Here is a 22585-nt window from a genome sequence, read left to right as displayed (position 1 = left end):
GCACTCCGCGGCGGCGCCTAGCCTGACGTCGCCAGGGAGTAGCCGCCGGCCGCCGGAAGCGCGGCCTCGGCGTCGTCCAGACGCGCGCCCGCAGCGGCCGGCGTCTGCCGCGCCGCCTCCGCGGCATTGGCGCCGAGCCTTTGCCGCGCGGTCGCCTCGATCTCGGCGCGCAGCCGCGGGTCGAGCGAGAGGAAGCGCTGGAAGTCGGCGACGGTCAGACGCAGAAGCGTCGAATAGGCGATCGAGCGCACGTCCGCCTGGCGGCGCATGTCCAGCAGCAGCGCCATCTCGCCGAAGATGTCGCCGCGGCCGAGCCGGTGGATGGCGGACCCGGTGTCGATCTCCACCGCGCCGGAAGCGATGAAGAAGGCGTCCGCGCCGACGTCGCCGCGGGTGATGATGGTCATTCCCGGGCCGGCGAAGAACGGCCGCAGGTATCGGGCGAGTTCGCTGCGATGGTGCGGGGCGAGCTTGGCGAACAGGTCGCAGCGATCGATGAGGACCGCGGTGTCGAGCTCCAGATCGAGCGGCGGGGCCCTTCGTGCCTGCCGCGCCCGCTCGGCGATGCTCGCCAGAAGGTCCCGCTCGACCTCCTGGGAGATCATGCCCGATCCGCGCAGCCGGCTGATCTCCTGCATCTTCATGGCGAGCGCCGAGCGCTTGATGAAGCCCCGCTCCAGTTCGGCCACGTAGGCGGGGAACTGCAGGCGGACGGCGGCAAGCTCCCGTTCGATCCGGGCCTTGCGCTCGCCGAGCGCCACGCCGGCCGCCTCCGCCGTCGCGGCTCCCAGCATCGGCTTCAGCTCCGTATCGGTGAAGCGCAGGAGCTCGTCGATCACCAGGGCCGTCTCGATCAGCGTCTCGAAGCGCGTGCACAGGCGCACCGACAGCGGCCGGCTGATGCCGAGGCGCCGCTGCAGCGCGACGGCGAAGCGGTCGCCGACCGTGAAGTCGATCTCCTGTTCCACCGCCGCGCGGTAGCCCTCGGCGCCGGAATGGCGGGCGAGGTCGAGCCGGCGCCGCGTGTCGGCGAGGAGGCGGCGGGCGATCGGCGGCGCCACGGTTCCCTGGCCGAAATGATCAAGCACGCAGTCGCGCTCGCGCGCCGTCAGCGAGACGAGGGCGATGGAGGCCCGCTCGCGCGGCGGCAGTGCGGCCGGCGCCGGCGCCGGCGCGGCAGCCTCGGCGGGTTCCGGCTCGAGACCCTCCGCCGCGTCGTCCGAGGCGGCTTCCTGCGCGGCATGGCCGAAGCGCGTCGCCATCTCGGCCGTCAGCTGTGAGACGCGGGTCGCGGTGACGCCGAGCGCGATGTCGCGCACCGCCCGGTCGACGCCGGACAGCCGGTTCAGCCCGAGCGACTGGATCAGCGGCCGCAGCGTCGTGCCTTGCACGAACAGCGTCGCCAGCGTGAAGCCGGTGGCGAGCGTCGCGACAAAGGCGGCGACGTCGCGCGGGACGACGGCGTTTTCTGTGACGGCCAGCGCCAGGGCGAGCGTGACCGAGCCGCGCAGCCCGCCCCAGACGACCACCAGCCGGTATTTCACCGGGATCGGCGGGGAGGGCACGCCAAGGCGGTTCAGCAGCGGGAACAGGGTGAAGAGGATCAGGGCACGTGTCGCCAGCGCCGCCACGAACACCACGGCGAGCAGCAGGACGTCGTAGCCGTCGATGTCGGAGATCAGCCGCGGCACGAGGAGCGAGGCGAGGACGAAGATCAGGATCGACGCCCAGGACGCCAGCTGCTCCCAGCTGGAGCACAGATACCGCCAGGTGCCGTTGGCAACGCGCCCCGGGGCGAGCGAGGCGAGCGTGACGCCGGCGCTCGCGACCGCGATGACGCCGGAGACGTCGAAGACGCGCTCGGCGACCCAGAAGGCAAGATAGGGCAGAGCGAGGCTGAGCGAGACGGCGGTCACCCGGTCCTCGCCGATCAGCCCCATCAGCTTGATCGCGAGCTGTGCGGCGAGGAAGCCGACGAGCGCGCCGCCGAGCGGCAGGACGAGCAGATCGGCGACGATGCCGGCCGCCCCGAGGCTGCCCGGCGCCGTCAGCATCACCGAGAACAGGAGGAACAGCGAGATCGCCGCGGCGTCGTTGAACAGGCTCTCGCCTTCGACGAGGCGCGTCAGCCGGTCCGGCGCGCCGACATCCTTGAAGATGCCGATGACGGCGACGGGATCCGTGGTGGCGATCAGCGAGGCGAGCAGAAGGCAGGCGACGAGCGGCATGCCGGCGAACGGCCAGAGCGCCAGGCCGACGCCGAAGGTCGCGACGACGACCGCGACGAGGGCGAGCAGCACGATCGGGATCAGGTCCTCGCGGATGCGGTGCACGTCCACCTCCAGCGAAGCCTGGAAGATCAGCGTCGGCAGGAAGACATAGAGGAACAGGCTGGATCCGATCGGAAGGTCGGCTATGACCGAGGCGAATTCGATCGGAAGCAGCGTGCCGGGATGCGCCAGGGAATAGAGCGCCGCAAAGCCGAGGGTCGCGCCGCCGAGGGCCAGGATGATCGACACCGGCAGCCGCAACCGCTCGGCAACCGGCCGCGCCAGCGCCCCGAAGGCGACCAGCGAGGCAATGAGAACGACGACGGTGGAGACGGTCATGGAAGGCGTCATGCTCCGACGATACCGGGATGCGGGGAGCGCCGCCGCGCGAGGCTCGCCAGGCGCTTGGTCGCAGCCTGTCTTACCGCAGCGCCGGAGCCGCGTATAGCGCCGCCGTCAGGCGATCGACTGGCTTCGTCGCAGCTCGCGCCGCAGATCAACTTTGACCTGGCGGACTTCGCCGCCGCGGCGGCGACCGAGACTGGAATTTACTTGCTGCCAGCAGCGCTTCAGCTTGGCGCAACCGCAAATCGGAGGCTTTGCGGGCGCTGCCGTCTGCATCGCGGGGCACCCGGACACGCCGCGCCTGGGTAGCGCCGGGCGGGCTACAGTGGATGGCGGGGCTGCGGCATTTGCGGCCACGGAACGTGCAGCCCGGGTGCGGCGCGCTATGGCCGGTCGCGCCCGCGGTCCTGCAGGTCACCCCCGAACTGCCGCACGAAGCGGCGGTCGATCCGGTCCTTCCACCACCAGGCCCAGCGCGAGCGCAGTGCGAGGCCGTTGCGCGCGGTGATCGCCGTGCCGTCGGCGAGCGACAGGAGGACGAGGAAGCGGCGCTGCGCGCGGTACCGGCGCAGCCGCCGCCCGGTGAGAAAGCGGCGCAGGTTGTCCGCGAGGATCGGCCCCTCCCTGACGGCGAAGACCCCGGCCTTCGGCCGTTCCTGTCCGACCAGCGTGACACAGTCCCCAGCCGCGAAGACCTCCGGCGAACCCTCGACCTGGAGCGTCGCGCCGACGCGCAGATAGCCCTCTTCGTCGACTGCGAGCCCCGTTGCGGCAAGCCAGGCAGGCGGCCTGGCCGCGGTCGCCACGAGCACGAGATCGGCACCGAGCACCCGCCCGTCGTCCAGCCGAACCCCGCGCGGCGCCACCTCCACGGCCCGGGCGCCTTCGACGAGGCCGATGCCCGCTTCGGCGAGCGTCCGGCGACCCAGCCGGCGCCCGTGTTTCGACAGGCCGGCGAGGAGGCTGTCGCCGGCAACGAGCGTCACCTGCGTTCGAGGCTCCGGCGAGCCCTCGGGCGCACGGGCGAGCCGGTGCCGCAGGGCATTGGCGAGCTCGAAGCCGGCGGGACCGCCGCCGATCACCACGGCGTTTTGCGGATATCGGCCCTCCTGCCAGTCTCGCCCCGCCGTCTGCCACTTCGCGAGAAGCCGCGAGATCGGCTTGACGAGCAGCGCATTCTCCTTTGCGCCGGCGACGGCGGAGACATCGGGCAGAATGCCGACGTCGATCGAGAGGACATCATAGGCAATCGGCTCGCCGGCCTCGGTCCTGACGATTCGGCTTGCGGGGTCGATGCCGGTCGCGGCGGACGCGACGAGGCGCGCGCCGGCGAAGCGCGCGAGGGCCGCAAGGTCGATCCCGGACGCTTCCGGCGGGTAGATTCCCGCGAGTACGCCCGGCAGCATTCCGGAATAGGTGGCGATCGTGTCCTTTGCGATCAGCGTCAGCCGGATGCCCGGCAAAGGCTTCCGGCCAAAGGCGCGGAGCACGAAGAGATGCGCGTGCCCGCCGCCGACGAGGACGACGTCGCGACATCGCGAAGAGGGAGGATCGGCCATCGCGGCAAGAGATAACGGTCCCGGCGGCGTAGGCCAGCGCTGCGGGAGTTGCGCCTGCTCCGCTGGACAGGCGCAACTCGGCGCGGTGTCACGACAGCCGCCATCGGTCGCGGCGGCGTGGCCTCGGTGCAGGAAGTCTACTGCAAGATGAGGAATGGAACGGGCTCATCCCGAAGCGGAGAAATCTCGCGCGGTGCAGGTGTTGGGAGCAACTGCACCGCGCCCTCATTCCGATCAGTGTGCCCACCGGATGAGGACAACTATGACGTTACGTCAGGGTGCGATGATTGGCAAGCGTAGGTGACATTTTTTTCGTCATGTCGCGTAGTCACGACCAAGATCAATTCACGGTGGTGATTCTTGAAGTGCATCTTCCGATAGCGATTGGGGATGCGCGGCCTGGACCGTTGCCTCGGCGGACGCTCCCTGCGTAAGATCGGCTGGTCAAGAGGGCGCTGCAGGGGGAACCGTGACGACACGCAACTGTCATCGGCGGGTGATAGTCCCCCCGCGCTCCTTCGGAGACCAAGCCCATTCCCGCCACCGCCGCTTCCGGCGTCCGGCCCGAGAGGTAATTCGATGACCCAGTTTCACAAACGCGCGGCTGCGCTGGCTGCCGCCCTGTCGCTGTCGACCGCAATCGTCGCGCAGGCCCAGGCCGCGGGCAACCAGTCGATGGACGATCTCGTCGCGGCCGCGAAGAAGGAAGGCCAGCTGACGACGATCGCGCTGCCGCACGACTGGTGCAATTACGGCGAGATGATCGACGGCTTCAAGAAGAAGTACGGCCTCACCGTCAACGAGCTGAACCCGAATGCCGGCTCCGGCGACGAGATCCAGGCGATCAAGGCGAACAAGGGCAACACCGGCCCGCAGGCGCCCGACGTCATCGACGTCGGCCTGTCCTTCGGCCCGACCGCGGCCAAGGACGGCCTGCTGATGCCCTACAAGGTCTCGACCTGGGACGAGATCCCGGACGATGCCAAGGCCTCCGACGGTGCCTGGTACGGCGACTATTACGGCGTCCTCGCCTTCCAGGTGAACAAGGACATCGTCGACAACGTCCCGAAGGACTGGTCGGACCTGATGAACTCGGACTATGCCAACGCCGTGGCGCTCGCCGGCGACCCGCGCTCGTCGAACCAGGCGATCCAGGCGGTCTACGCGGCCGGCCTCGCCGCCAAGCCGGACGGCAAGCCGGAAGAGGTGGCCGATGCCGGTCTCGACTTCTTCAAGAAGCTCAACAAGGCCGGCAACTTCGTCCCCGTCGTCGGCTCGACCGCGACGCTGGCGCAGGGCACGACCCCGATCCTGATCCACTGGGACTACAATGCGCTCGCCTCCCGCGACACGCTGAAGGGCAATCCGAAGACCGAGGTCGTGGTGCCGAACTCCGGCGTCGTCGCCGGCGTCTACGTGCAGGGCATCAGCGCCTACGCGCCGCATCCGAACGCCGCCAAGCTGTGGATGGAGTATCTCTATTCCGACGAGGGCCAGCTGACCTGGCTGAAGGGCTACTGCCACCCGATCCGCTTCAACGCCATGTCGAAGGCGGGCAAGATCCCGCAGGACCTGCTCGACAAGCTGCCGCCGGCGTCGGCCTACGAGAAGGCGAAGTTCCCCTCGCTCGACGCGCAGAACGCCGCCAAGGCCGAGATCACCGGCAAGTGGGACAGCGTCGTCGGCGCGACCGTCAAGTAAGCTGACCGTTCTCGGCGGGCCGGCGGAGAATCCGCCGGCCCGTCGCTAGGACTGTCAGGCGTCACCAGAACGAGGGGTATCCGTATGGCGTCAGTCGGCGATGCCGCCGCATCCGAAGACCAGCGCGCCACGCTCGCAGACGGCGCGAGCAGGCGCTCCTTCGCCTGGCTCGGCGTCGCACCGTTCTTCGCCTTCGCGCTCCTGTTCCTGATCGGGCCGACGGTCTACCTCGTCTTCGGCGCGTTCCAGGATCCGACCGGCGCGCTGACGCTCCAGAACATCTTCGATCTCTTCACGCCGCAGATCATGGCGGCCTATCAGATCTCGATCGAGGTGAGCCTCGCTTCGGCGCTGTTCGGGGCGCTGTTCGGCTTCTTCATCGCCTACGCCATCGTCCACGGCAACCTGCCGACCTGGGTGCGGCCGACGGTCGTCACCTTCTCGGGTGTCGCCTCCAACTTCGCCGGCATCCCGCTCGCCTTCGCCTTCCTGGCGACGCTCGGACGGCTCGGCCTCGTCACTCTGTTCTTCCGGCACGCGCTCGGCATCAACATCTACAGCTACGGCTTCAACCTCCTCTCCTTCTCCGGCCTGACGATCACCTATCTCTATTTCCAGATCCCGCTGATGGTGCTGATCATCGCGCCGGCGCTCGACGGGATGAAGCGGGAGTGGCGCGAGGCGGCCTCCGTGCTCGGCGCGAGCCGGGGGCAGTACTGGCGCATGGTGGCGCTGCCGGTGCTGGCGCCCTCGCTGCTCGGCTGCTTCCTGCTGCTCTTCGCCAATTCCTTCGGCGCCGTGGCGACCGCCTACGCGCTGACCGGCTCGTCGCTGAACATCGTGCCGATCCTGCTCTACGCCCAGATCCGCGGCGACGTGCTCTACAACCCCAATCTCGGCTATGCGCTCGCCTTCGGCATGATCGTCATCACCGGCTGCACCAACCTTCTGTATCTCTGGCTGCGGGCCCGGGCAGAGAGGTGGCAGCGATGAAGAAGTCCCTGCCCATCGGGCCGATCGTCGTCGTCGTGCTGGCGGCGCTCTATTTCGTGCTGCCGCTGATCGCGACCTTGAACTTCTCCCTCTCCATGCTGCGCGGCGTGTGGAGCTTCGAGGCCTACCGCGTCGTGTTCCACGACGAGCGCTTCCGCAGCACCTTCACCTTCTCGGTCGTCGCGGCCCTGTGCACGATCGTCCTCGGCGCGCTGCTGATCGTGCCGACCGCCTACTGGGTGCGGCTGAAGTTCCCGCGCATGCGCCCGCTCGTCGAGTTCATCACGCTGCTGCCGCTGGTGATCCCGCCGATCGTCCTCGTCTTCGGCTATATCCGCCTCTACAACTCGTCCTCGATCCTGCCCTTCACCGGCAGCGCCATGGGGACGAACGTCCTGCTCGTCCTCGGCTATGTCGTCCTGTCGCTGCCCTACATGTTCCGCGCCGTGGACACGGGCATGGCGGCGATCGACATCCGCACGCTGACGGAAGCGGCGGAAAGCCTCGGGGCCAAGCGGACCACCATCCTCTTCGGCGTGATCCTGCCGAACGTGAAGGCGGCGGTGCTCTCAGGCGCCTTTCTGACCTTCGCCATCGTCATGGGCGAGTTCGTGCTGGCGAGCCTGCTCAACCGCCCGGCCTTCGGCCCGTATTTGGCGCTGATGGGCGCCAACCGCGCCTACGAGCCGGCGGCGCTGGCGGTCATCGCCTTCGCCGTCACCTGGGTCTGCATGGGCATGCTGCAGGTCTTCGGCAGTCAGACACCCGGGCGGCGCCGCAGCGGGCGCTCCCTCTTCAGATTCGCAAGGCGGGCCAACCGATGAGCTTCCTCGACATTGCCGGCGTCACGAAGAGCTTCGGGGCGAACACCGTCCTGCACGGCTTCGACCTCGCCGTTCAGAAGGGCGAGTTCGTCTCCTTCCTCGGCCCCTCCGGCTGCGGCAAGACGACGATGCTGCGCATCGTGGCGGGCTTCGAGACGCCGACCGGCGGCACGGTGACGATCGACGGCGAGGAGGTGACGCATCTCGCCGCCAACAAGCGCCGGATCGGCATGGTCTTCCAGGCCTATGCGCTGTTTCCCAACCTCTCGGTCGCCGACAACGTCGCCTTCGGGCTGAAGGTGGCCGGCCGGCCGAAGTCGGAGATCGTGCCGCGGGTGAAGGAGATGCTGGCGCTGATCAAGCTGCCGCATCTCGCCGACCGCTATCCCTACCAGCTGTCGGGCGGCCAGCAGCAGCGCGTCGCGCTGGCGCGCGCGCTGGCGCCGAGCCCGCGCGTCCTCCTGCTCGACGAGCCGCTCTCGGCGCTCGACGCCAAGATCCGCCTGTCGCTGCGCCAGGAGATCCGGGAGCTGCAGAGGAAGCTCGGCATCACCACCATCTTCGTCACCCACGACCAAGAGGAGGCGCTGTCGATCTCCGACCGCATCGTGGTGATGAGCGAGGGCCGGATCGAACAGTGCGGCCGTCCCTTCGAGATCTACAACCGGCCGAAGAGCCGCTTCGTCGCCGGCTTCGTCGGCACGCTCAGCTTCCTCGATGCCGTCGCCGGCTCCGGCGCGACGGTCTCGGTCGGCGACAGCGCGCTGACGCTGTCGGAGCCGGCCGACGCCAGGCCCGGCAGCCCGATCACGCTCGCGCTGCGGCCGGAGGCGGTGAAGCTGGAACCGGCGCCGGAGCGCACCAATCGCCTGACCGGGCGGGTCGAGGACACCAGCTTTCTGGGCTCGGTCGTGCGGCTGCGGCTCCAGACCGCCGGCGGAACGCTCCTCGCCGACACGTTCAACTCGCCGGCGGCCCCGCCGCCCGAGCCGGGCGCGGATGTCGACCTCTATTTCTCGCCGACCGACGTGTTCGCCCTTTCGAACGAGGGCCACGTTCCGGCGCCGCAGCCCGTCCTCTGAGGCGCTTCCCGCGCGTTGCGGCGGGGCGCGTGGTAGTGGGACACGGTGGCCGCGCTGATCGCGTTTCCCGGCGCTTGAAGCCTGCGCTCACCGGTCGCGGTTGATCGCCAGTCGACCCGCGCGCGGGGGGAGGTCTTCGCACGCCCTGCGCGTCCGCGGCGTCGCAGTCGCCGGCGCGGCGAAACCGGCAGTCGTGGAACCTCTCGGCTTAGGCTATTGTTGGTCGCCGCGATTCGCCGGGACCGGCGGTTCGGGGGATATCCGCAGCGGCGCCGGCACGGGGTTGCGACCCGCGACAGGTGGCGAGCCGCTCGATCGTGTCTGGCAAGCGAAGAATGACGGCGCCCTTGTTGCTGAGCGAAACGGACGGAGGGAGAGGACGGCTCTCCAGAGCGCTGAAGCCGTTCCGCGCGGCGGGGTCGGGGTCCGCCCGCACGCTGATCGTGTTCAGCCTGTGCGGCCTGTGCACGATCCTCGCGCTGACCGCCCTGTTCGCCTGGGTGAACTGGCTGCAGATCGTCGACCGGACGCGAAGCGAGACCCGGGCGAGCGCGTTCTTTCTCAGCGAGCATGCCGAGCAGATCTTCAAGGTGGCCGACCTGGCGCTCGGCCGCGCCATCGCCACGGTCGGGGACACGCCCTGGAACGAGGCCGAAGGATCGCGCCAGCTTCACGACCGGCTGCGCGCCATCCGGAGCGACATCCCCTACATCACCGACCTCTGGCTGAACGACGCCAACGGCGATCTGCGCGCGACCAGTTACGCCTTCCCGACGCCGAAGAGCAATGCGGCCGACCGTGCCTCCTTCCGGGCGCAGCTGCGACCCGGCAGCAGCCTCTATGTTGGCGAGTCGACGGTTGGCAGGGTTACCGGAGCACGGACGTTCCTCGTGTCGCGCCGGATCGAGGATGCGAGCGGCGGCTTCCGCGGCGTCGCCCTCGCCACGGTGGATCTCAACTACTTCAACGATCTCTGGAAGCGCCTGACGCTGCCGCCCGGCATGCGCGTGTCACTGGTCCGCGGCGAGGACCTGTCGATCCTAGCGGCCTATCCCGACGGTACCTCGCAGCTCAGCGACGTTCCAGCCTTCGCTGCCGTCGTGGCGGGTCGACCCAGGGAAGGCATCTATCGCTTCGAGGGGAAGGAGGGCGAGCGACTCGGAGCCTATCGCCGCGTCGCGGATCTGCCGATCTTCGTCCGGGTGACGCAGTCGCACGCCGCCATGCTGCGGGCCTGGCTGAACTCCATGCTCTTCTACGCGCCGTTCTCGCTGATCGGTCTCGCGGCGCTGGCGGCGCTCGCCTGGTTCGCCGGCCGGCTGGCCCGGTCCGAGGAGCGCTCGCGGCAGGAACTCAACGACGCCGTCGACGCGCGCACCGCCGAACTCGCCGAGCAGACGCGGCTGCTCGACAAGCTGAACGCGACCGGCCGGCTGATTGCGGCGGAACTCGACATCCAGTCGGTCGTACGGGCCGTGGTCGATGCGGCGACGGAGCTCTCGGGGGCGGCCTACGGCGCCTTCTTCTACCTCAAGACCGGACCGAACGGCGAACGCCTGCGCCTGCACGTCCTCTCCGGCGCCTCGGCGGAGGACTTCGCGGCCTTCGCCGATCCGCGCGATACCGCGGTCTTCGCCCCGACCTTCAACGGCCGCGAGACCGTCCGGTCCGACGACATCGTCAAGGATCCGCGCTACGGCGGCAAGATCGCAGGGCAGCCGGACGGCGGTGGCATGCCGGCGGGCCATCTGCCGGTGCGCAGCTATCTCGCCGTGCCCGTGGTCAGCCGTTCGGGCGAGGTGCACGGCGCGATCCTGCTCGGGCATCCGGCGATTGCCCGGTTCGGCGACCGCCAGGAGGAACTGGCCGTGAGCCTTGCGGCGCAGGCGGCGGTCGCGCTCGACAATGCGCGGCTGTTCGAGGCGGCGCAGGAGGAGATCGAGGGCCGCCGCCGGGCGGAGGAGCGGCAGAAGCTGCTGATCCGGGAACTCAACCACCGGGTCAAGAACATGCTGGCGACGGTCAAGGCCGTCCTGCGCCTCACCAGCCGCTCGACCAACAACATCCACGACTTCATGGAGACCTTCTCGGCGCGGATCAATTCGCTCGCCATGACGCATGCCATCCTGACCGACAGCGTGCGCCAGACGGCCGACCTGGAGAGGATCCTTTCCAACGAACTGGCGCCCTATGCCGGGGCGGGCGGCGACGACAGAGCTGCGGCGGAAGGCCGCATCGCGCTGGAAGGGCCGCCGGTGGTGCTGTCCTCCGAGACGGCCGTGCCATTCGGCATGGCAGTCCACGAACTGGCAACCAATGCGGCCAAGCATGGGGCGCTCAGCGCCTCCACCGGACGCCTGCGCGTGACATGGCGGATCGTGGACGATGCGCCGGAAGCGGGAAGCCGCTCCGGCGAGGCGGCGGTGGCGACGCGGCAGGTCCAGCTCGACTGGGTGGAGAGCGACGGGCCGCCGGTCAGCCCGCCGAGCCGCGGCGGCTTCGGCTCGCAGCTCCTCGACCGGGTGATCCGGATGCAGCTGCAGGGCGCGTACGAGACCTCGCATCCGGCGGAGGGATTTCGGATGTCGATGAAAATTCCTGTTTCGGCATAAGGCCTTGGCGCTTTGCGGAGGCTTCCGCGGGTCTCTTGGCGAACGGAAGTCTCTGAAATCTCTGGTCAAAGCAGCTTAACAAATTATATGGCTGCCTGACCGCGGCAGCGCTGCGGGTCACATGGCGCAACCGCAGCAGAATGAACCCGGTCGCAATGCAGAACGCCGAGCCGTTGAAGGGGCATCACATTCTCGTCGTCGAGGACGAGGCGTTGATCGGAATGGAACTGGCTTATGAGATCGAATCCGCCGGAGCGTTCGTCACCCACGTCCTGACGCTCGAAGCCGCCCTGAAGTCGCTCGACAAGACCTGGTCGGCCGCCGTCCTCGACATCAATCTGCGCGGCAAGGACGTGTTTCCGGTCGCCGACCGGCTGCAGCAGATGGGCGTGCCCTTCCTGTTCTGCAGCGGCCACGGCTCGCATCAGGAGACGTCGAGCCGCTATCCGGGCTCGCGCCTCCTGGCAAAGCCGGTCGACGAGGCGGTGCTGCTGGCGGCGCTCGCCGAGATCGTGTCCCGCTGAGGCCGGCTGCCGCTGCCGCCGGCCGAGCACCGCTTTCGCCCGTCCTCCGACCTTCCAGGAGACCCGTTCCGCGCCCTTGCCGGCACGGCGCGCGTCAGCGCGGCACGCCGAGGACGGCGATGGCGGTCTTGCGCCCGCTGCCGCTCGCGTCCATGGCGACGCCGATGTCCCGCACCGAGCCGTCGGAGAGAATCTTCGAGAACTGCGGATTGTCCATCCACTGCTTGCGGAAGGAGCGGATGTCGGCGTCGGTGATGGTCGTGCCGCAGCCGCCGCAGGCGGCGCTGAGCAGGCGCAGCGAGGACCACCGGCCCCGCGCGTCCTGCGGCAGGGCGGCCAGGAGGTCGACCGAGCCGCCCGGCAGGCGGCCGTCCGCCGACTGGCCGAGGATGTTGCGCGCCGCCTTCGTCAGCGCCGCGTCGGCCTTCAGCGGCGGCACGCCGGCCTGCTTGCGTTCGGCAGCGAGGCTCTTCGCCATCCGCTCGCTTCGGTTCTTCGCGGGAACCGGCTTGGGCGTTTCGTCGGGCCGGGTGCCGTGCGGCGTGCCGGGGCCGGAGAAGTCCTGGTCGGCATAGACCGTACCGTTAGCGCCGGCGATGCCGAAGCCGAAGTGCTCCAGTCCCTTCGTCAGGATGTTGCGCCGATGCTCCGGGCTGTGCATCCAGCCGGTCTGGAAGGCCTCGACCCGGTGAATGTCCGGCGGCACGTCGCAGCCCGTGCATTTGGCGATGTTCTCGGCGACGAGTTTCCAGCGGCTGCCGCCATGGGCGAGGAACCGGTCGCGCGGGCTTTCGCCGTTCGGCGCGACATGGGCGAAGTAGTGCTTCTTCAGCATGTCCGCGCTGTGCGCCTGGGCGATGGCGTTGAGCCTGTCGTCGAGCGTCAGCTTGGAGAGACCATGCGCGCTGCGCACCTTGTTGACGAGTTCGAGCGCGCGCTGGCGCAGTTGGGCAAGGTCGCCGGTCTTCACGGCCTGGGCGCCGGCTCCGGAGGTGGCACCGGCCAGCACGACGGCGGCCATGAGCAGCGGCACGAGGCGGCGGACCGGCGCCACCGCCGCGACCCCGAGGACCGCGGCCCGAAGAAAGGCGGCTCTCTTGTATGGCCGCTCGGGAAGGCGATCCGAGGGAATTGGGCGGCTTGCGGGTGACATGGTCTCGGCTTTCCTGACGGCGTCGAAGAGTGTCCGCGGCCCGGCAGTTCTGCCGGGTCCGCACGACTAACCTGTGCCCGCCCGCGTCTTCCGCAACCCGCCGCAAGCCTTTGCGGCAAGGGATCGGCGCGCCCGGCGCCTTTCCGGAACGCCTGTCCCGGCCGATTCGCCTTTCAGTGACAGCCTGCCGCGCCGAGAACTGTCGATAGGCATGCGGCGGCCGTTACACCTCCAGCCGTTCCAGGTCGGCGAGCATGCCGGGACCGGTCGGCTCCCAGCCCAGCGTCCTGCGCGTCTTCTCGCTCGAGGCCGGCATGTCGTGGCCCATGAACCGGGCCATCCAGCCGAAGGTGGCCTCGGCGTCCGCCGGCGCGACCGGCCTCACCGGCAGGCCGAGGCGCTTGGCGTAAGTCTCGGTCATCGCCTTCAGCGACACGCCTTCCTCGCCGACGGCGTGGTAGCGGGCGCCGGGCTCGCCCCGCTCAATCGCCAGACGGTAGAGGCGTGCGACGTCCGAGACATGCCCCGCCGCCCAGCGCCCGGATCCGTCGCCGACCAGGCCGGCGAAGCCCTTTTCCCGCGCGATCATGATGAGGTAGCTGACGAGGCCCTGGCGCCGCGGGTCGTGCACCTGCGGCAGGCGGACGACGCCGACATTGACGCCGCTCCCGGCAACCGCCGCCGCGGCTTCCTCGGTTGCTGCGCGCGGGAAGGTCTCGGCGCTGACGATCGGATCGTCCTCGCGCGCCGGCCGGCCGGGCTTCATGATGGTGATCGCCGTGCCCGAGGTGACGAGCAGCGGACGGTCGCTCCCCTGAAGCCCGGCGCCGAGCGCCGCGATGACCCGGCGGTCGTCCTCGCAGTTCTGCACGAAGGTCGAGAAATCGTGGTTGAAGGCGAGATGGATGACGGCGTCGCAGTTCGCCGCCGCCTCGGTGAGGAGCGCGGAGTCGGTGATCGAGCCGGACAGGACCTCGGCGCCGGCGGCCTCGAGCGCGGCCGCCTTGTCCGGCGAGCGGCAGAGGCCGAGGACCTGGTGTCCGGCGGCGATGAGTTGGGGAACGGTGGCAGAGCCGATGAAGCCGGTCGCGCCGGTGACGAAGATGCGCATGGATCATTCTCCTGACGTGATGTCCGAGACAGGAGATCGGCTGGTCTGCTATCCTGGTAAAGACGGGATATTATCATGGTATGACGGGTGACAGGATGAGCCTGGCGACGCGCGACGACACGAGTCTGCAGCTCGGCGCCTATCTGCGGGATCGGCGCGCAAAGCTCGACCCTGCGGCCTTCGGCCTGCCGACGACGCGCCGGCGCACGCCGGGGCTTCGCCGCGAAGAGGTGGCGCAGCGCGCCCATATCAGCCCCACCTGGTACACCTGGCTGGAGCAGGGCCGCGGCGGCGCGCCGTCGGCCGACGTGCTCGACCGCATCGCCCGGGCACTGATGCTGACCGAGGTGGAACGCGAGCATCTGTTCTTGCTCGCCCTCGGCCGCCAGCCCGAAGTGCGCTACCATGAGAGCGGTGGCGTGACGCCGCGTCTGCAGCGGGTGCTCGACGCGCTGGAGCCGAGCCCGGCGCTGATCCGCACCGCGCTCTACGACGTCGTCGCCTGGAACCGCGCGACGGCGGTGACGCTGGCCGACTACGGCGCGATGACGCCGGAGGAGCGCAACGTCCTGCGGTTCCTGTTCCTGGATCCGAACGCGAGGGCCGCGCAGGCGGACTGGGAAGGCGTCGCCCGCTTCGTCCTCGGCGCGTTCCGGCTCGACGCCGCCCGGGCCGGCGCGCAGGAGCAGATCCAGCCGCTGGTCGACGAATTGTCGCGCCGCAGTCCCGACTTCGCGGCGATGTGGCGCGAGAGCGACGTCAGCATCCACGGCGAGGCGGTCAAGCACCTGCGGCACCCGGTCTTCGGGGATCTCGCCTTCGAATATTCGATCTTCGCAGTCGACGGGCGCACCGACCTGACGATGGTCGTCTACAATCCGATCGACCCGGCCGTGCGCGAGAGGATCCAGGCGATGATCGCCGAGCGGGAGGCGCGCGGCGGCTGACGCGAGCCGGCAAGGGCCGGCCCGCGCCATGCCGGTTCAGCCCTCGATGAAGGCGAGGAGGTCGGCGTTGATGACATCCGGATGCGTCGCGCACATGCCGTGCGGCAGGCCGTCATAGGTCTTCAGCGTGCCGTGCTTCAGGAGGCCGATCGCCTTCATCGCCGAGTCGGCGATCGGCACGATCTGGTCGTCGGTGCCGTGCATGACGAGGACGGGGACGTCGATCGCCTTCAGGTCCTTGGTGAAGTCGGTTTCGGAGAACGCCTTGATGCAGTCGTAATGGGCCTTCGCGCCGCCCATCATGCCCTGGCGCCACCAGTTGCGGATCAGCCCTTCGGAGACCGTCGCCCCCTCGCGGTTGAAGCCGTAGAACGGGCCGGTCGGGACGTCGAGGTAGAACTGCGCCCGGTTGGCCGCGAGCGCGGCGCGGAAGCCGTCGAAGACCGCGATCGGCAGGCCCTCCGGATTGGCGTCGGTCTTGACCATGATCGGCGGCACGGCGCCGATCAGCACCGCCTTCGACACCCGCCCCGCCTCGGCGCGGGCGACATAGTGGGCGACCTCGCCGCCGCCGGTCGAATGGCCGACATGGACGGCGTCCTTCAGGTCGAGGGCGGCGGTCAGCGCCGCCACGTCGGCCGCATAGGTGTCCATCTCGTTGCCGGTGTCGGTCTGGGTGGAGCGGCCGTGGCCGCGCCGGTCATGGGCGACGACCCGGTAGCCGCGGCCGAGGAAGAACAGCATCTGGTTGTCCCAGTCGTCGGCGCTGAGCGGCCAGCCGTGATGGAACACGATCGGCCGGGCGTCTCTGGCGCCCCAGTCCTTGTAGAAGATCTCGGTGCCGTCCTGGGTGGTGATGATTGCCATTTCGCACGCCCTTTCGAAGAGGAGCGGCGGGAGGCACCGCTCGTTAGGTGGGAAACAAACAGGCTTTCCTACCACAAGCACAAGCGGCTGAGATCACGCAAAACCTCCGCATCTGGCCCCTCGCGAATGCCGACGCTCAGGGGGCGGCCGGCGTGCCACGATGCGAGATCGGCTCGCCGCCGGACACCTCGGCCGGATAGAGCCGGTCGAGCAGCGGCAGGTACATCGCCCCGCGCTGGACGAGGAAGCTCTTGAACGCCACCTCGGCCGGGGCCTGGATCCGCTCCTGCCGGCAGACCGCGTACCATTTGCGCCGGATCGGCATGTCGACGACGTCGAGGATCGCCAGCCGGCCCATCTCGACCTCGAAGGCGATCGTGTGGGCGGAGATGAAGGCGATGCCGAGGCCGGCCATCACCGCCTGCTTGATCGTCTCGTTCGAGCCCATCTCCATGGACCGGCCGTGCAGCGTCTCCAGCCGGTCGCCGAAGAAGATCTCCAGCGAGGAGCGCGTGCCGGATCCGGGCTCCCGGATGATGAACGTCTCTTCCAGCAGCCGTTCCCGGCCGATCGCCCGCGCCTTCACCAAGGGGTGTTCGGGCGGGGCGATCATCACCAGCGGATGGTCTCCGAAGCAGGTGGAATGGACGGGAAAATCGAGCGGCGGGCGGCCCATCAGCGCGACGTCGAGCTGGTAGTTCTTGAGATCGCCCACGATGTCCTCGCGGTTGCCGACCTTCAGCTTCATCTCGATCGCCGGGAACTCGCGCTGAAAGGCGGCGATCAGGCGGGGCGCGAAATATTTGGCGGTGGAGACGACGCCGAGCTGGATCGTGCCGGAGCGCACACCCTTCACCGCCTCGATCTCGTCGGAGAGCGCCCGCAGCGTCGTCTCGATCGTGTTGGCCGCCCCGAGCACCGCCGCCCCGGCGGTGGTCAGGCGCATGCCTTCGCTGGTCCGGTCGAACAGCGACAGGCCGCATTCGTCCTCGAGCTGCTTTATCTGTAAGGTCACCGCCGGCGCGGTCAGGCCCAGCTGGCGCGCGGCCGCGGCGACGGTGCCATGGCGGCTGATCGCCTGGACGGAGCGGAGCTGGCGCAAGGTGAGGTTTCGCATGAGCTGACGTTATTTTATTTTATCAGCCTCGTAAAGATAATAAATTTTACTTATGCACCCGCTGCGGCCAGTCTCATCGGCAAGAACGGTGGACGCGGGTCGCAGAACCTCGACACGAACAGGAGGAATGCATGCCCTCGTCCCTCGACGCCTATCTCGGTTCGCAGAGCGGCTCCGGCCCGCACCGACAAGAGCTCGCGGACCTGATCCGGCACCTTTCGGCCGCCGCCGTGAAGCTGCGCAACACCATCATCGCCGGTGGCGGCGGCGACAACCTCGGCGCATCGCGCGAGGCGACGAATGCCGGCGGCGACGTGCAGAAGGAACTCGACGTCGTCGCCGACCGGGTCTTCATGGAAGCGGCCAAGGCCTCGCGCGTCGCCTTCTTCGGCTCCGAGGAGCAGGACGAGCCGGTCACGCTGAAGAAGGATGCGCCGCTCGCCATCGCGATCGATCCGCTGGACGGCTCGTCGAATATCGACACCAACGTCTCGGTCGGCACGATCTTCTCGATCCTTCCGGTGGCGGACGAGCACCGGGCGGATCCGAAGACGGTGTTCATGCAGCCGGGATCGCGGCAGCTGGCGGCCGGCTTCTTCATCTATGGGCCGCAGCTCCTGCTCGTCCTCTCGGTCGGCAACGGCACGCATGTCTTCATCTTCCAGCCGGGCTTCGGCGGCTTCGTCGAGCTGCGGCCCTCGATGGCGGTGGAGGAGCGCGCCAAGGAGTTCGCGATCAACGCCTCGAACTACCGGCACTGGGAGCCGCAGGTCCGGGCCTATATCGACGATCTGCTGGCGGGATCGGAGGGACCGCGCGAGCGCGACTTCAACATGCGCTGGGTCGGCTCGATGGTCGCCGACTGCTACCGCATCCTCCTGCGTGGCGGGGTCTTCCTCTATCCCGGCGACGGGCGGAAGGGCTACGCGAGGGGGCGCCTCAGGCTGGTCTACGAAGCCAATCCGGTGGCCTTCTGCGTCGAGCAGGCCGGCGGTGCCGCGACGGACGGCGTGAACCGGATTCTCGACGTGGAGCCCGAGGGGCTGCATGCGCGCACGCCGCTGGTCTTCGGCTCGAAGCGCGAGGTGGAACGCGTCGCGCGATACATGGCCGACCCCTCGGCGCTCAGCGAACGCTCGCCGCTGTTCGGCAAACGAAGCCTGTTCCGGAGCTGACGGGACAACGGCTCGGGGGTTGGGAGGCCCCCGGGTTTCAACAGACACTCGACTCGGGGAGGAGCGAAGATGTCCGCCAGGCACCCGCTGATCGTCGTCACCGGCTCCTCGGGAGCGGGAACGACCTCGGTGAAGAAGATCTTCGACCAGATCTTCCGCCGCGAGCACGTGAAGGCCGTCTTCATCGAAGGGGACGCCTTCCACCGCTACGACCGCGCCGAGATGAAGGCGAAGATGATCGAGGAGGAGGAGCGGGGCAATCGCGACTTCTCGCACTTCAGCCCCGAGGCGAACATCCTGGAGAAGCTGCAGGAGGTCTTCCAGACCTATGGACGCAAGGGGCGGGGCGAGACCCGCCACTACATCCACGACGACGAGGAGGCGAAGCTCTACGGCGGCCCGTCCGGCACGTTTTCGGATTGGGCGCCGCTGGAGGAGGAAAGCGACCTGTTGTTCTACGAGGGTCTGCACGGCTGCGTGAAGACGGAGACGGTGGACCTCGCGCCGCTGGCCGACCTGAAGATCGGCGTCGTGCCGGTGATCAATCTCGAATGGATCCAGAAGATCCACCGCGACAAGTCGACGAGGGGCTATTCGACCGAGGCGGTGATGGACACGATCCTGAGGCGCATGCCGGACTACGTGAAATATATCTGCCCGCAATTCGCCCGGACCGACATTAATTTCCAGCGCGTGCCGATCGTCGACACCTCGAACCCGTTCATCGCCCGCTGGATCCCGACTGCGGACGAATCGATGATCGTGATACGGTTTGCGAGCCCGCGCGGGATCGACTTTCCCTATCTTCTGTCCATGATCCACGGGAGCTTCATGTCGCGGGCGAATTCGATCGTCGCGCCCGGCAACAAGCTCGACATCGCCATGCAGCTCATATTGACGCCGCTGATCCTGCAACTGATGGAAAAGAAGCGCCGCGCATCGTGAGCTCGAAGGATTTCGGAAGGAATATCATGTCACAGACCGCAACCAAGCCATCCGGCGAGACCACGGACACGAATGTCCGCGACATGGCCAACGCCATTCGGGCCTTGTCCATGGATGCCGTGCAGAAGGCCAATTCCGGCCATCCCGGCATGCCGATGGGCATGGCCGACGTCGCTACCGTCCTGTTCCAGAAATTCCTGCGCGTCGATCCGTCGAAGCCGGACTGGCCGAATCGTGACCGCTTCATCCTGTCGAACGGCCACGGCTCGATGCTGCAATATGCGATCATGCATCTGCTCGGCTTCCCCGAGATGACCATCGAGGAGATCGAGAACTTCCGCCAGCTCGGCAGCCGCACCGCCGGCCATCCCGAATATGGCCACGCTGCCGGGATCGAGGCGACCACCGGACCGCTCGGCCAGGGCATGACGATGGCGGTGGGCATGGCGCTCGCGGAGCGCATGCTGAACCAGCGCTTCGGCAGCGACCTCGTCGATCACTACACCTATGTGGTCGCCGGCGACGGCTGCCTGATGGAGGGCATCTCCCACGAGGCCATCGACCTCGCCGGGCACCTGAAGCTGAACAAGCTGATCCTGCTTTGGGACGACAACAACATCTCGATCGACGGCGAGACGCATCTGGCCACCTCGACCGACCAGAAGAAGCGCTTCGCCGCCCATGGCTGGAACGTCTTCGAGGTCGACGGTCACGATCCGGAAGCGATCGAGCGGGTGCTCGCCGAGGCGCGCAAGAGCGACAAGCCCGCCTTCGTCGACTGCCACACGATCATCGGCTTCGGCGCGCCGAACATGCAGGGCACCGAGAAGGTCCACGGCAACGCGCTCGGCGAGGCCGAGGTCGCGGCGGCCCGCAAGCAGCTCGTCTGGGATTCCGAGCCCTTCGTCATTCCGGAGGCGATCACCAAGGCCTGGCACGCCGTCGCCGCGGAAGGGCGCAAGGCCCGCGAGGCCTGGGAAAAGGCGCGCGACGCCTCGCCGAAGAAGGCCGCGTTCGCCAGCCAGTATGCGACGACGCTGCCTGAGAACTTCGCGGCGCTGATGGCCGATGCCCGCGCCTCGATCGTTTCGGACAAGCCGAAGGTCGCCACCCGCAAGGCGTCCGAGATGGCGCTCGAGGTGATCAACGGCGCCACCGAACTGACGATCGGCGGCTCGGCGGACCTGACGCCCTCGAACAACACCAAGACCAAGGGCCTCAAGGATGTGACGCCGGACGACTATTCCGGCCGCTACATCCATTATGGCGTGCGCGAGTTCGGCATGTCGGCGGTGATGAACGGCCTCGCGCTGCACGGCGGCTTCATCCCCTATGGCGGCACCTTCATGTGCTTCACCGACTATGCGCGCGGCGCCATGCGCCTCTCCGCGTTGATGGGGATCCGCGTCGTCTACGTCATGACGCATGATTCCATCGGCCTCGGCGAGGATGGGCCGACGCACCAGCCGGTCGAGCACCTCGCGATGCTGCGGGCGACGCCGAACCTCCTCCTGTTCCGTCCGTGCGATCCCGTCGAGACGAACGAGGCCTGGGAGATCGCGCTGACCGAGACCAAGCGGCCCTCGGTGCTGGCGCTGTCGCGGCAGGGCGTGCCGACGGTGCGCTCCGGCGAGACGTCGGAGAACCGGACCCGCAAGGGCGCCTACGTCCTCAAGGAGGCGGACGGGACGCGCGACGTCACTATCCTGTCGACCGGCACCGAAATCGAGATCGCCCTCAAGGCGGCCGAGATGCTGGAAGGCGAGGGCAAGAAGGTGGCCGTCGTCTCGATGCCCTGCTGGGAGCTGTTCGAGGAACAGGACGAGGCCTACCGGAAGTCGGTGCTCGGCACCGCGCCGCGCGTCGCCATCGAGGCGGCGGCGCGGCTCGGCTGGGATCGCTGGATCGGCGAGAACGGCCGCTTCATCGGCATGCACTCCTTCGGCGCCTCGGCGCCGGGGCCGGAGGTCTACAAGCACTTCGGCATCACCGCCGGGGCGGTGGTGAAGGCGGCCAAGGAGATCGCCGGCTGACCGGCTGACCGGCCGCGAGACGAGACGGAGGCCGGCGGCAGCGCCGGCGGCCTCCCCGAAGACGGACCCGGGCGGGCACCCAAGGTCCTGAAGACGCATGCAAATGGGACTTCGGGAGACTCTGAGATGGCCAAGATCACGCTACGCCAACTGCTCGATCACGCCGCCGAACACGGCTACGGCGTGCCCGCCTTCAACATCAACAACATGGAACAGGGTCTGGCGATCATGGACGCCGCGGCGACGCTCGACGCGCCGGTGATCATGCAGGCCTCGCGGGGCGCGCGTTCCTATGCCCGGGACGTCATGCTGGAACGCATGATGGACGCCCTGGTGGAGATGTTCCCGCAGATCCCGGTCTGCATCCACCAGGATCACGGCAACGACGAGCGGACCTGCCTGTCCGCCATCCGCCACGGCTTCACCTCGGTGATGATGGACGGCTCGCTCGAAGCCGACATGAAGACGCCGGCGAGCTACGCGTACAACGTCGCGATCACCGAGCGGGTGACGCGCATGGCGCACTGGGTCGGCGCCTCGGTGGAGGGCGAGCTCGGCGTGCTCGGATCCTTGGAGACGGGCGCGGGCGAGACGGAGGACGGCCACGGTTTCGAGGGCAGCCTGTCGCACGACCGGCTCCTGACCGATCCGGATCAGGCCGTCGACTTCGTCCGCGCGACCCGGGTCGACGCGCTGGCGATCGCGATGGGCACCTCGCACGGCGCCTACAAGTTCACCCGGCAGCCGGACGGCGAGATCCTGGCGATGCATGTGATCGAAGCGATCCATGAGCGGCTGCCGAACACCCATCTCGTCATGCACGGCTCCTCCTCGGTTCCGCAGGAGCTGCAGGAGATCATCAACCGCTATGGCGGGAGGATGCGCGAGACCTTCGGCGTGCCGGTCGACGAGATCGTCCGCGGCATCAGGCACGGTGTCAGGAAGGTCAACATCGACACCGACTGCCGGATGGCGATGACTGGCCAGTTCCGCAAGGTCGCGGTCGAGAAGCCGGAGGAGTTCGATCCGAGGAAGTTCATGGTGCCGGCGATGGAGGCGCTGAAGGCGCTCTGCCTCGACCGCTACGAACGCTTCGGCTGCGCCGGGCAGGCTTCGAAGATCAGGCCCCTGCCGCTCGACCAGATGGCGGCCCGCTATCAGGTGGGCGAACTCGATCCTCGGATCGGCGCAATGGCTGCCGCCGCCTGAGGCGGGACGATCCGCGGCCAACGGACCGGCCGCGACGCGTGACCGACGACAGGACCAGCATGCAACGGCGCGGGGAGGGCTCTCCGCGGCGACGGGAGAGGCTTTGTCTGCCGCCTTG

17 protein-coding genes are annotated in these 22585 nt (G+C 68.5%); 11 read left to right on the top strand and 6 right to left on the bottom strand.

The window, feature by feature from the left end; translation table 11 throughout:
* Positions 1-17 precede the first annotated feature (17 nt).
* On the bottom strand, positions 18-2609 hold the full coding sequence (locus AB5S17_RS04965) for a cation:proton antiporter (protein WP_369236773.1): 2592 nt from the start codon (positions 2607-2609) through the stop codon (positions 18-20).
* Between the two features lie 389 nt (positions 2610-2998).
* On the bottom strand, positions 2999-4174 hold the full coding sequence (locus AB5S17_RS04960; RefSeq protein WP_369236771.1) for an FAD-dependent oxidoreductase: 1176 nt from the start codon (positions 4172-4174) through the stop codon (positions 2999-3001).
* A gap of 579 nt (positions 4175-4753) precedes the next feature.
* On the opposite strand from AB5S17_RS04960, the gene AB5S17_RS04955 reads away from it, so the two are divergent.
* From AB5S17_RS04955 to AB5S17_RS04930, 6 genes are all read left to right on the top strand, one after another.
* Positions 4754-5875 (top strand): ABC transporter substrate-binding protein, encoded by a 1122-nt coding sequence (locus tag AB5S17_RS04955; RefSeq protein ID WP_369236769.1) that lies wholly within the window; start codon positions 4754-4756, stop codon positions 5873-5875.
* 84 nt (positions 5876-5959) lie between these two features.
* Positions 5960-6868 (top strand): ABC transporter permease, encoded by a 909-nt coding sequence (locus AB5S17_RS04950; RefSeq protein ID WP_369236767.1) that lies wholly within the window; start codon positions 5960-5962, stop codon positions 6866-6868.
* Positions 6865-7692 (top strand): ABC transporter permease, encoded by an 828-nt coding sequence (locus tag AB5S17_RS04945; RefSeq protein ID WP_369236765.1) that lies wholly within the window; start codon positions 6865-6867, stop codon positions 7690-7692. The genes AB5S17_RS04950 and AB5S17_RS04945 overlap by 4 nt, the downstream gene beginning before the upstream one ends.
* The gene (locus tag AB5S17_RS04940; RefSeq protein ID WP_369236763.1) at positions 7689-8774 is read left to right on the top strand and encodes an ABC transporter ATP-binding protein; all 1086 of its coding nucleotides are present in this window, start codon (positions 7689-7691) and stop codon (positions 8772-8774) included. Before AB5S17_RS04945 ends, AB5S17_RS04940 begins: the two co-directional genes overlap by 4 nt.
* 347 nt (positions 8775-9121) lie before the next feature.
* Positions 9122-11386 (top strand): HWE histidine kinase domain-containing protein, encoded by a 2265-nt coding sequence (locus AB5S17_RS04935; RefSeq protein ID WP_369236761.1) that lies wholly within the window; start codon positions 9122-9124, stop codon positions 11384-11386.
* A 140-nt stretch (positions 11387-11526) separates the two neighbouring features.
* The gene (locus AB5S17_RS04930; RefSeq protein WP_369236759.1) at positions 11527-11910 is read left to right on the top strand and encodes a response regulator; all 384 of its coding nucleotides are present in this window, start codon (positions 11527-11529) and stop codon (positions 11908-11910) included.
* A gap of 94 nt (positions 11911-12004) precedes the next feature.
* On the opposite strand, the gene AB5S17_RS04925 is transcribed toward AB5S17_RS04930, so the two are convergent.
* On the bottom strand, positions 12005-12964 hold the full coding sequence (locus AB5S17_RS04925) for a CAP domain-containing protein (RefSeq protein ID WP_369236757.1): 960 nt from the start codon (positions 12962-12964) through the stop codon (positions 12005-12007).
* 322 nt (positions 12965-13286) lie between these two features.
* Entirely contained in the window at positions 13287-14174 is an 888-nt protein-coding gene (locus tag AB5S17_RS04920) for an SDR family oxidoreductase (RefSeq protein ID WP_369236755.1), read from the bottom strand.
* Between the two features lie 80 nt (positions 14175-14254).
* Here AB5S17_RS04920 and AB5S17_RS04915 point away from each other — a divergent pair, with 80 nt between their 5' ends.
* A complete protein-coding gene (locus AB5S17_RS04915; RefSeq protein WP_369236753.1) occupies positions 14255-15121 on the top strand; it encodes a helix-turn-helix transcriptional regulator in 867 nt (288 codons plus the stop codon).
* A 36-nt stretch (positions 15122-15157) separates the two neighbouring features.
* Here AB5S17_RS04915 and AB5S17_RS04910 read toward each other — a convergent pair whose 3' ends face one another.
* Both AB5S17_RS04910 and AB5S17_RS04905 read right to left on the bottom strand, forming a co-directional pair.
* Positions 15158-15988 (bottom strand): alpha/beta fold hydrolase, encoded by an 831-nt coding sequence (locus AB5S17_RS04910; protein WP_369236751.1) that lies wholly within the window; start codon positions 15986-15988, stop codon positions 15158-15160.
* 136 nt (positions 15989-16124) lie between these two features.
* A complete protein-coding gene (locus tag AB5S17_RS04905; protein WP_369236749.1) occupies positions 16125-17105 on the bottom strand; it encodes a LysR substrate-binding domain-containing protein in 981 nt (326 codons plus the stop codon).
* Positions 17106-17236: 131 nt separating this feature from the next.
* Between AB5S17_RS04905 and AB5S17_RS04900 the strand changes: the two genes are divergently transcribed.
* The 4 genes from AB5S17_RS04900 (at position 17237) to fba (ending at position 22467) form a co-directional block, all read left to right on the top strand.
* Positions 17237-18280, top strand: a complete 1044-nt coding sequence (locus AB5S17_RS04900; protein WP_369236747.1) for a class 1 fructose-bisphosphatase — start codon at positions 17237-17239, stop codon at positions 18278-18280.
* A gap of 69 nt (positions 18281-18349) precedes the next feature.
* Entirely contained in the window at positions 18350-19225 is an 876-nt protein-coding gene (locus AB5S17_RS04895) for a phosphoribulokinase (RefSeq protein WP_369236745.1), read from the top strand.
* A gap of 26 nt (positions 19226-19251) precedes the next feature.
* Positions 19252-21258: a transketolase gene (gene tkt / locus AB5S17_RS04890; RefSeq protein WP_369236743.1), complete on the top strand. Its 2007-nt coding sequence runs from the start codon at positions 19252-19254 to the stop codon at positions 21256-21258.
* Positions 21259-21384: 126 nt separating this feature from the next.
* Complete coding sequence (fba, locus tag AB5S17_RS04885; RefSeq protein WP_369236741.1) at positions 21385-22467, top strand: class II fructose-bisphosphate aldolase; 1083 nt, start codon at positions 21385-21387, stop codon at positions 22465-22467.
* The last annotated feature ends 118 nt before the right edge of the window (positions 22468-22585 follow it).

It is taken from the genome of Jiella sp. M17.18 (assembly GCF_041027365.1).
Taxonomy (GTDB): domain Bacteria; phylum Pseudomonadota; class Alphaproteobacteria; order Rhizobiales; family Rhizobiaceae; genus VKMB-3413.
Note: the sequence above shows the minus strand (reverse complement) of the source record. Positions and strands in the feature narration are given on the sequence as shown.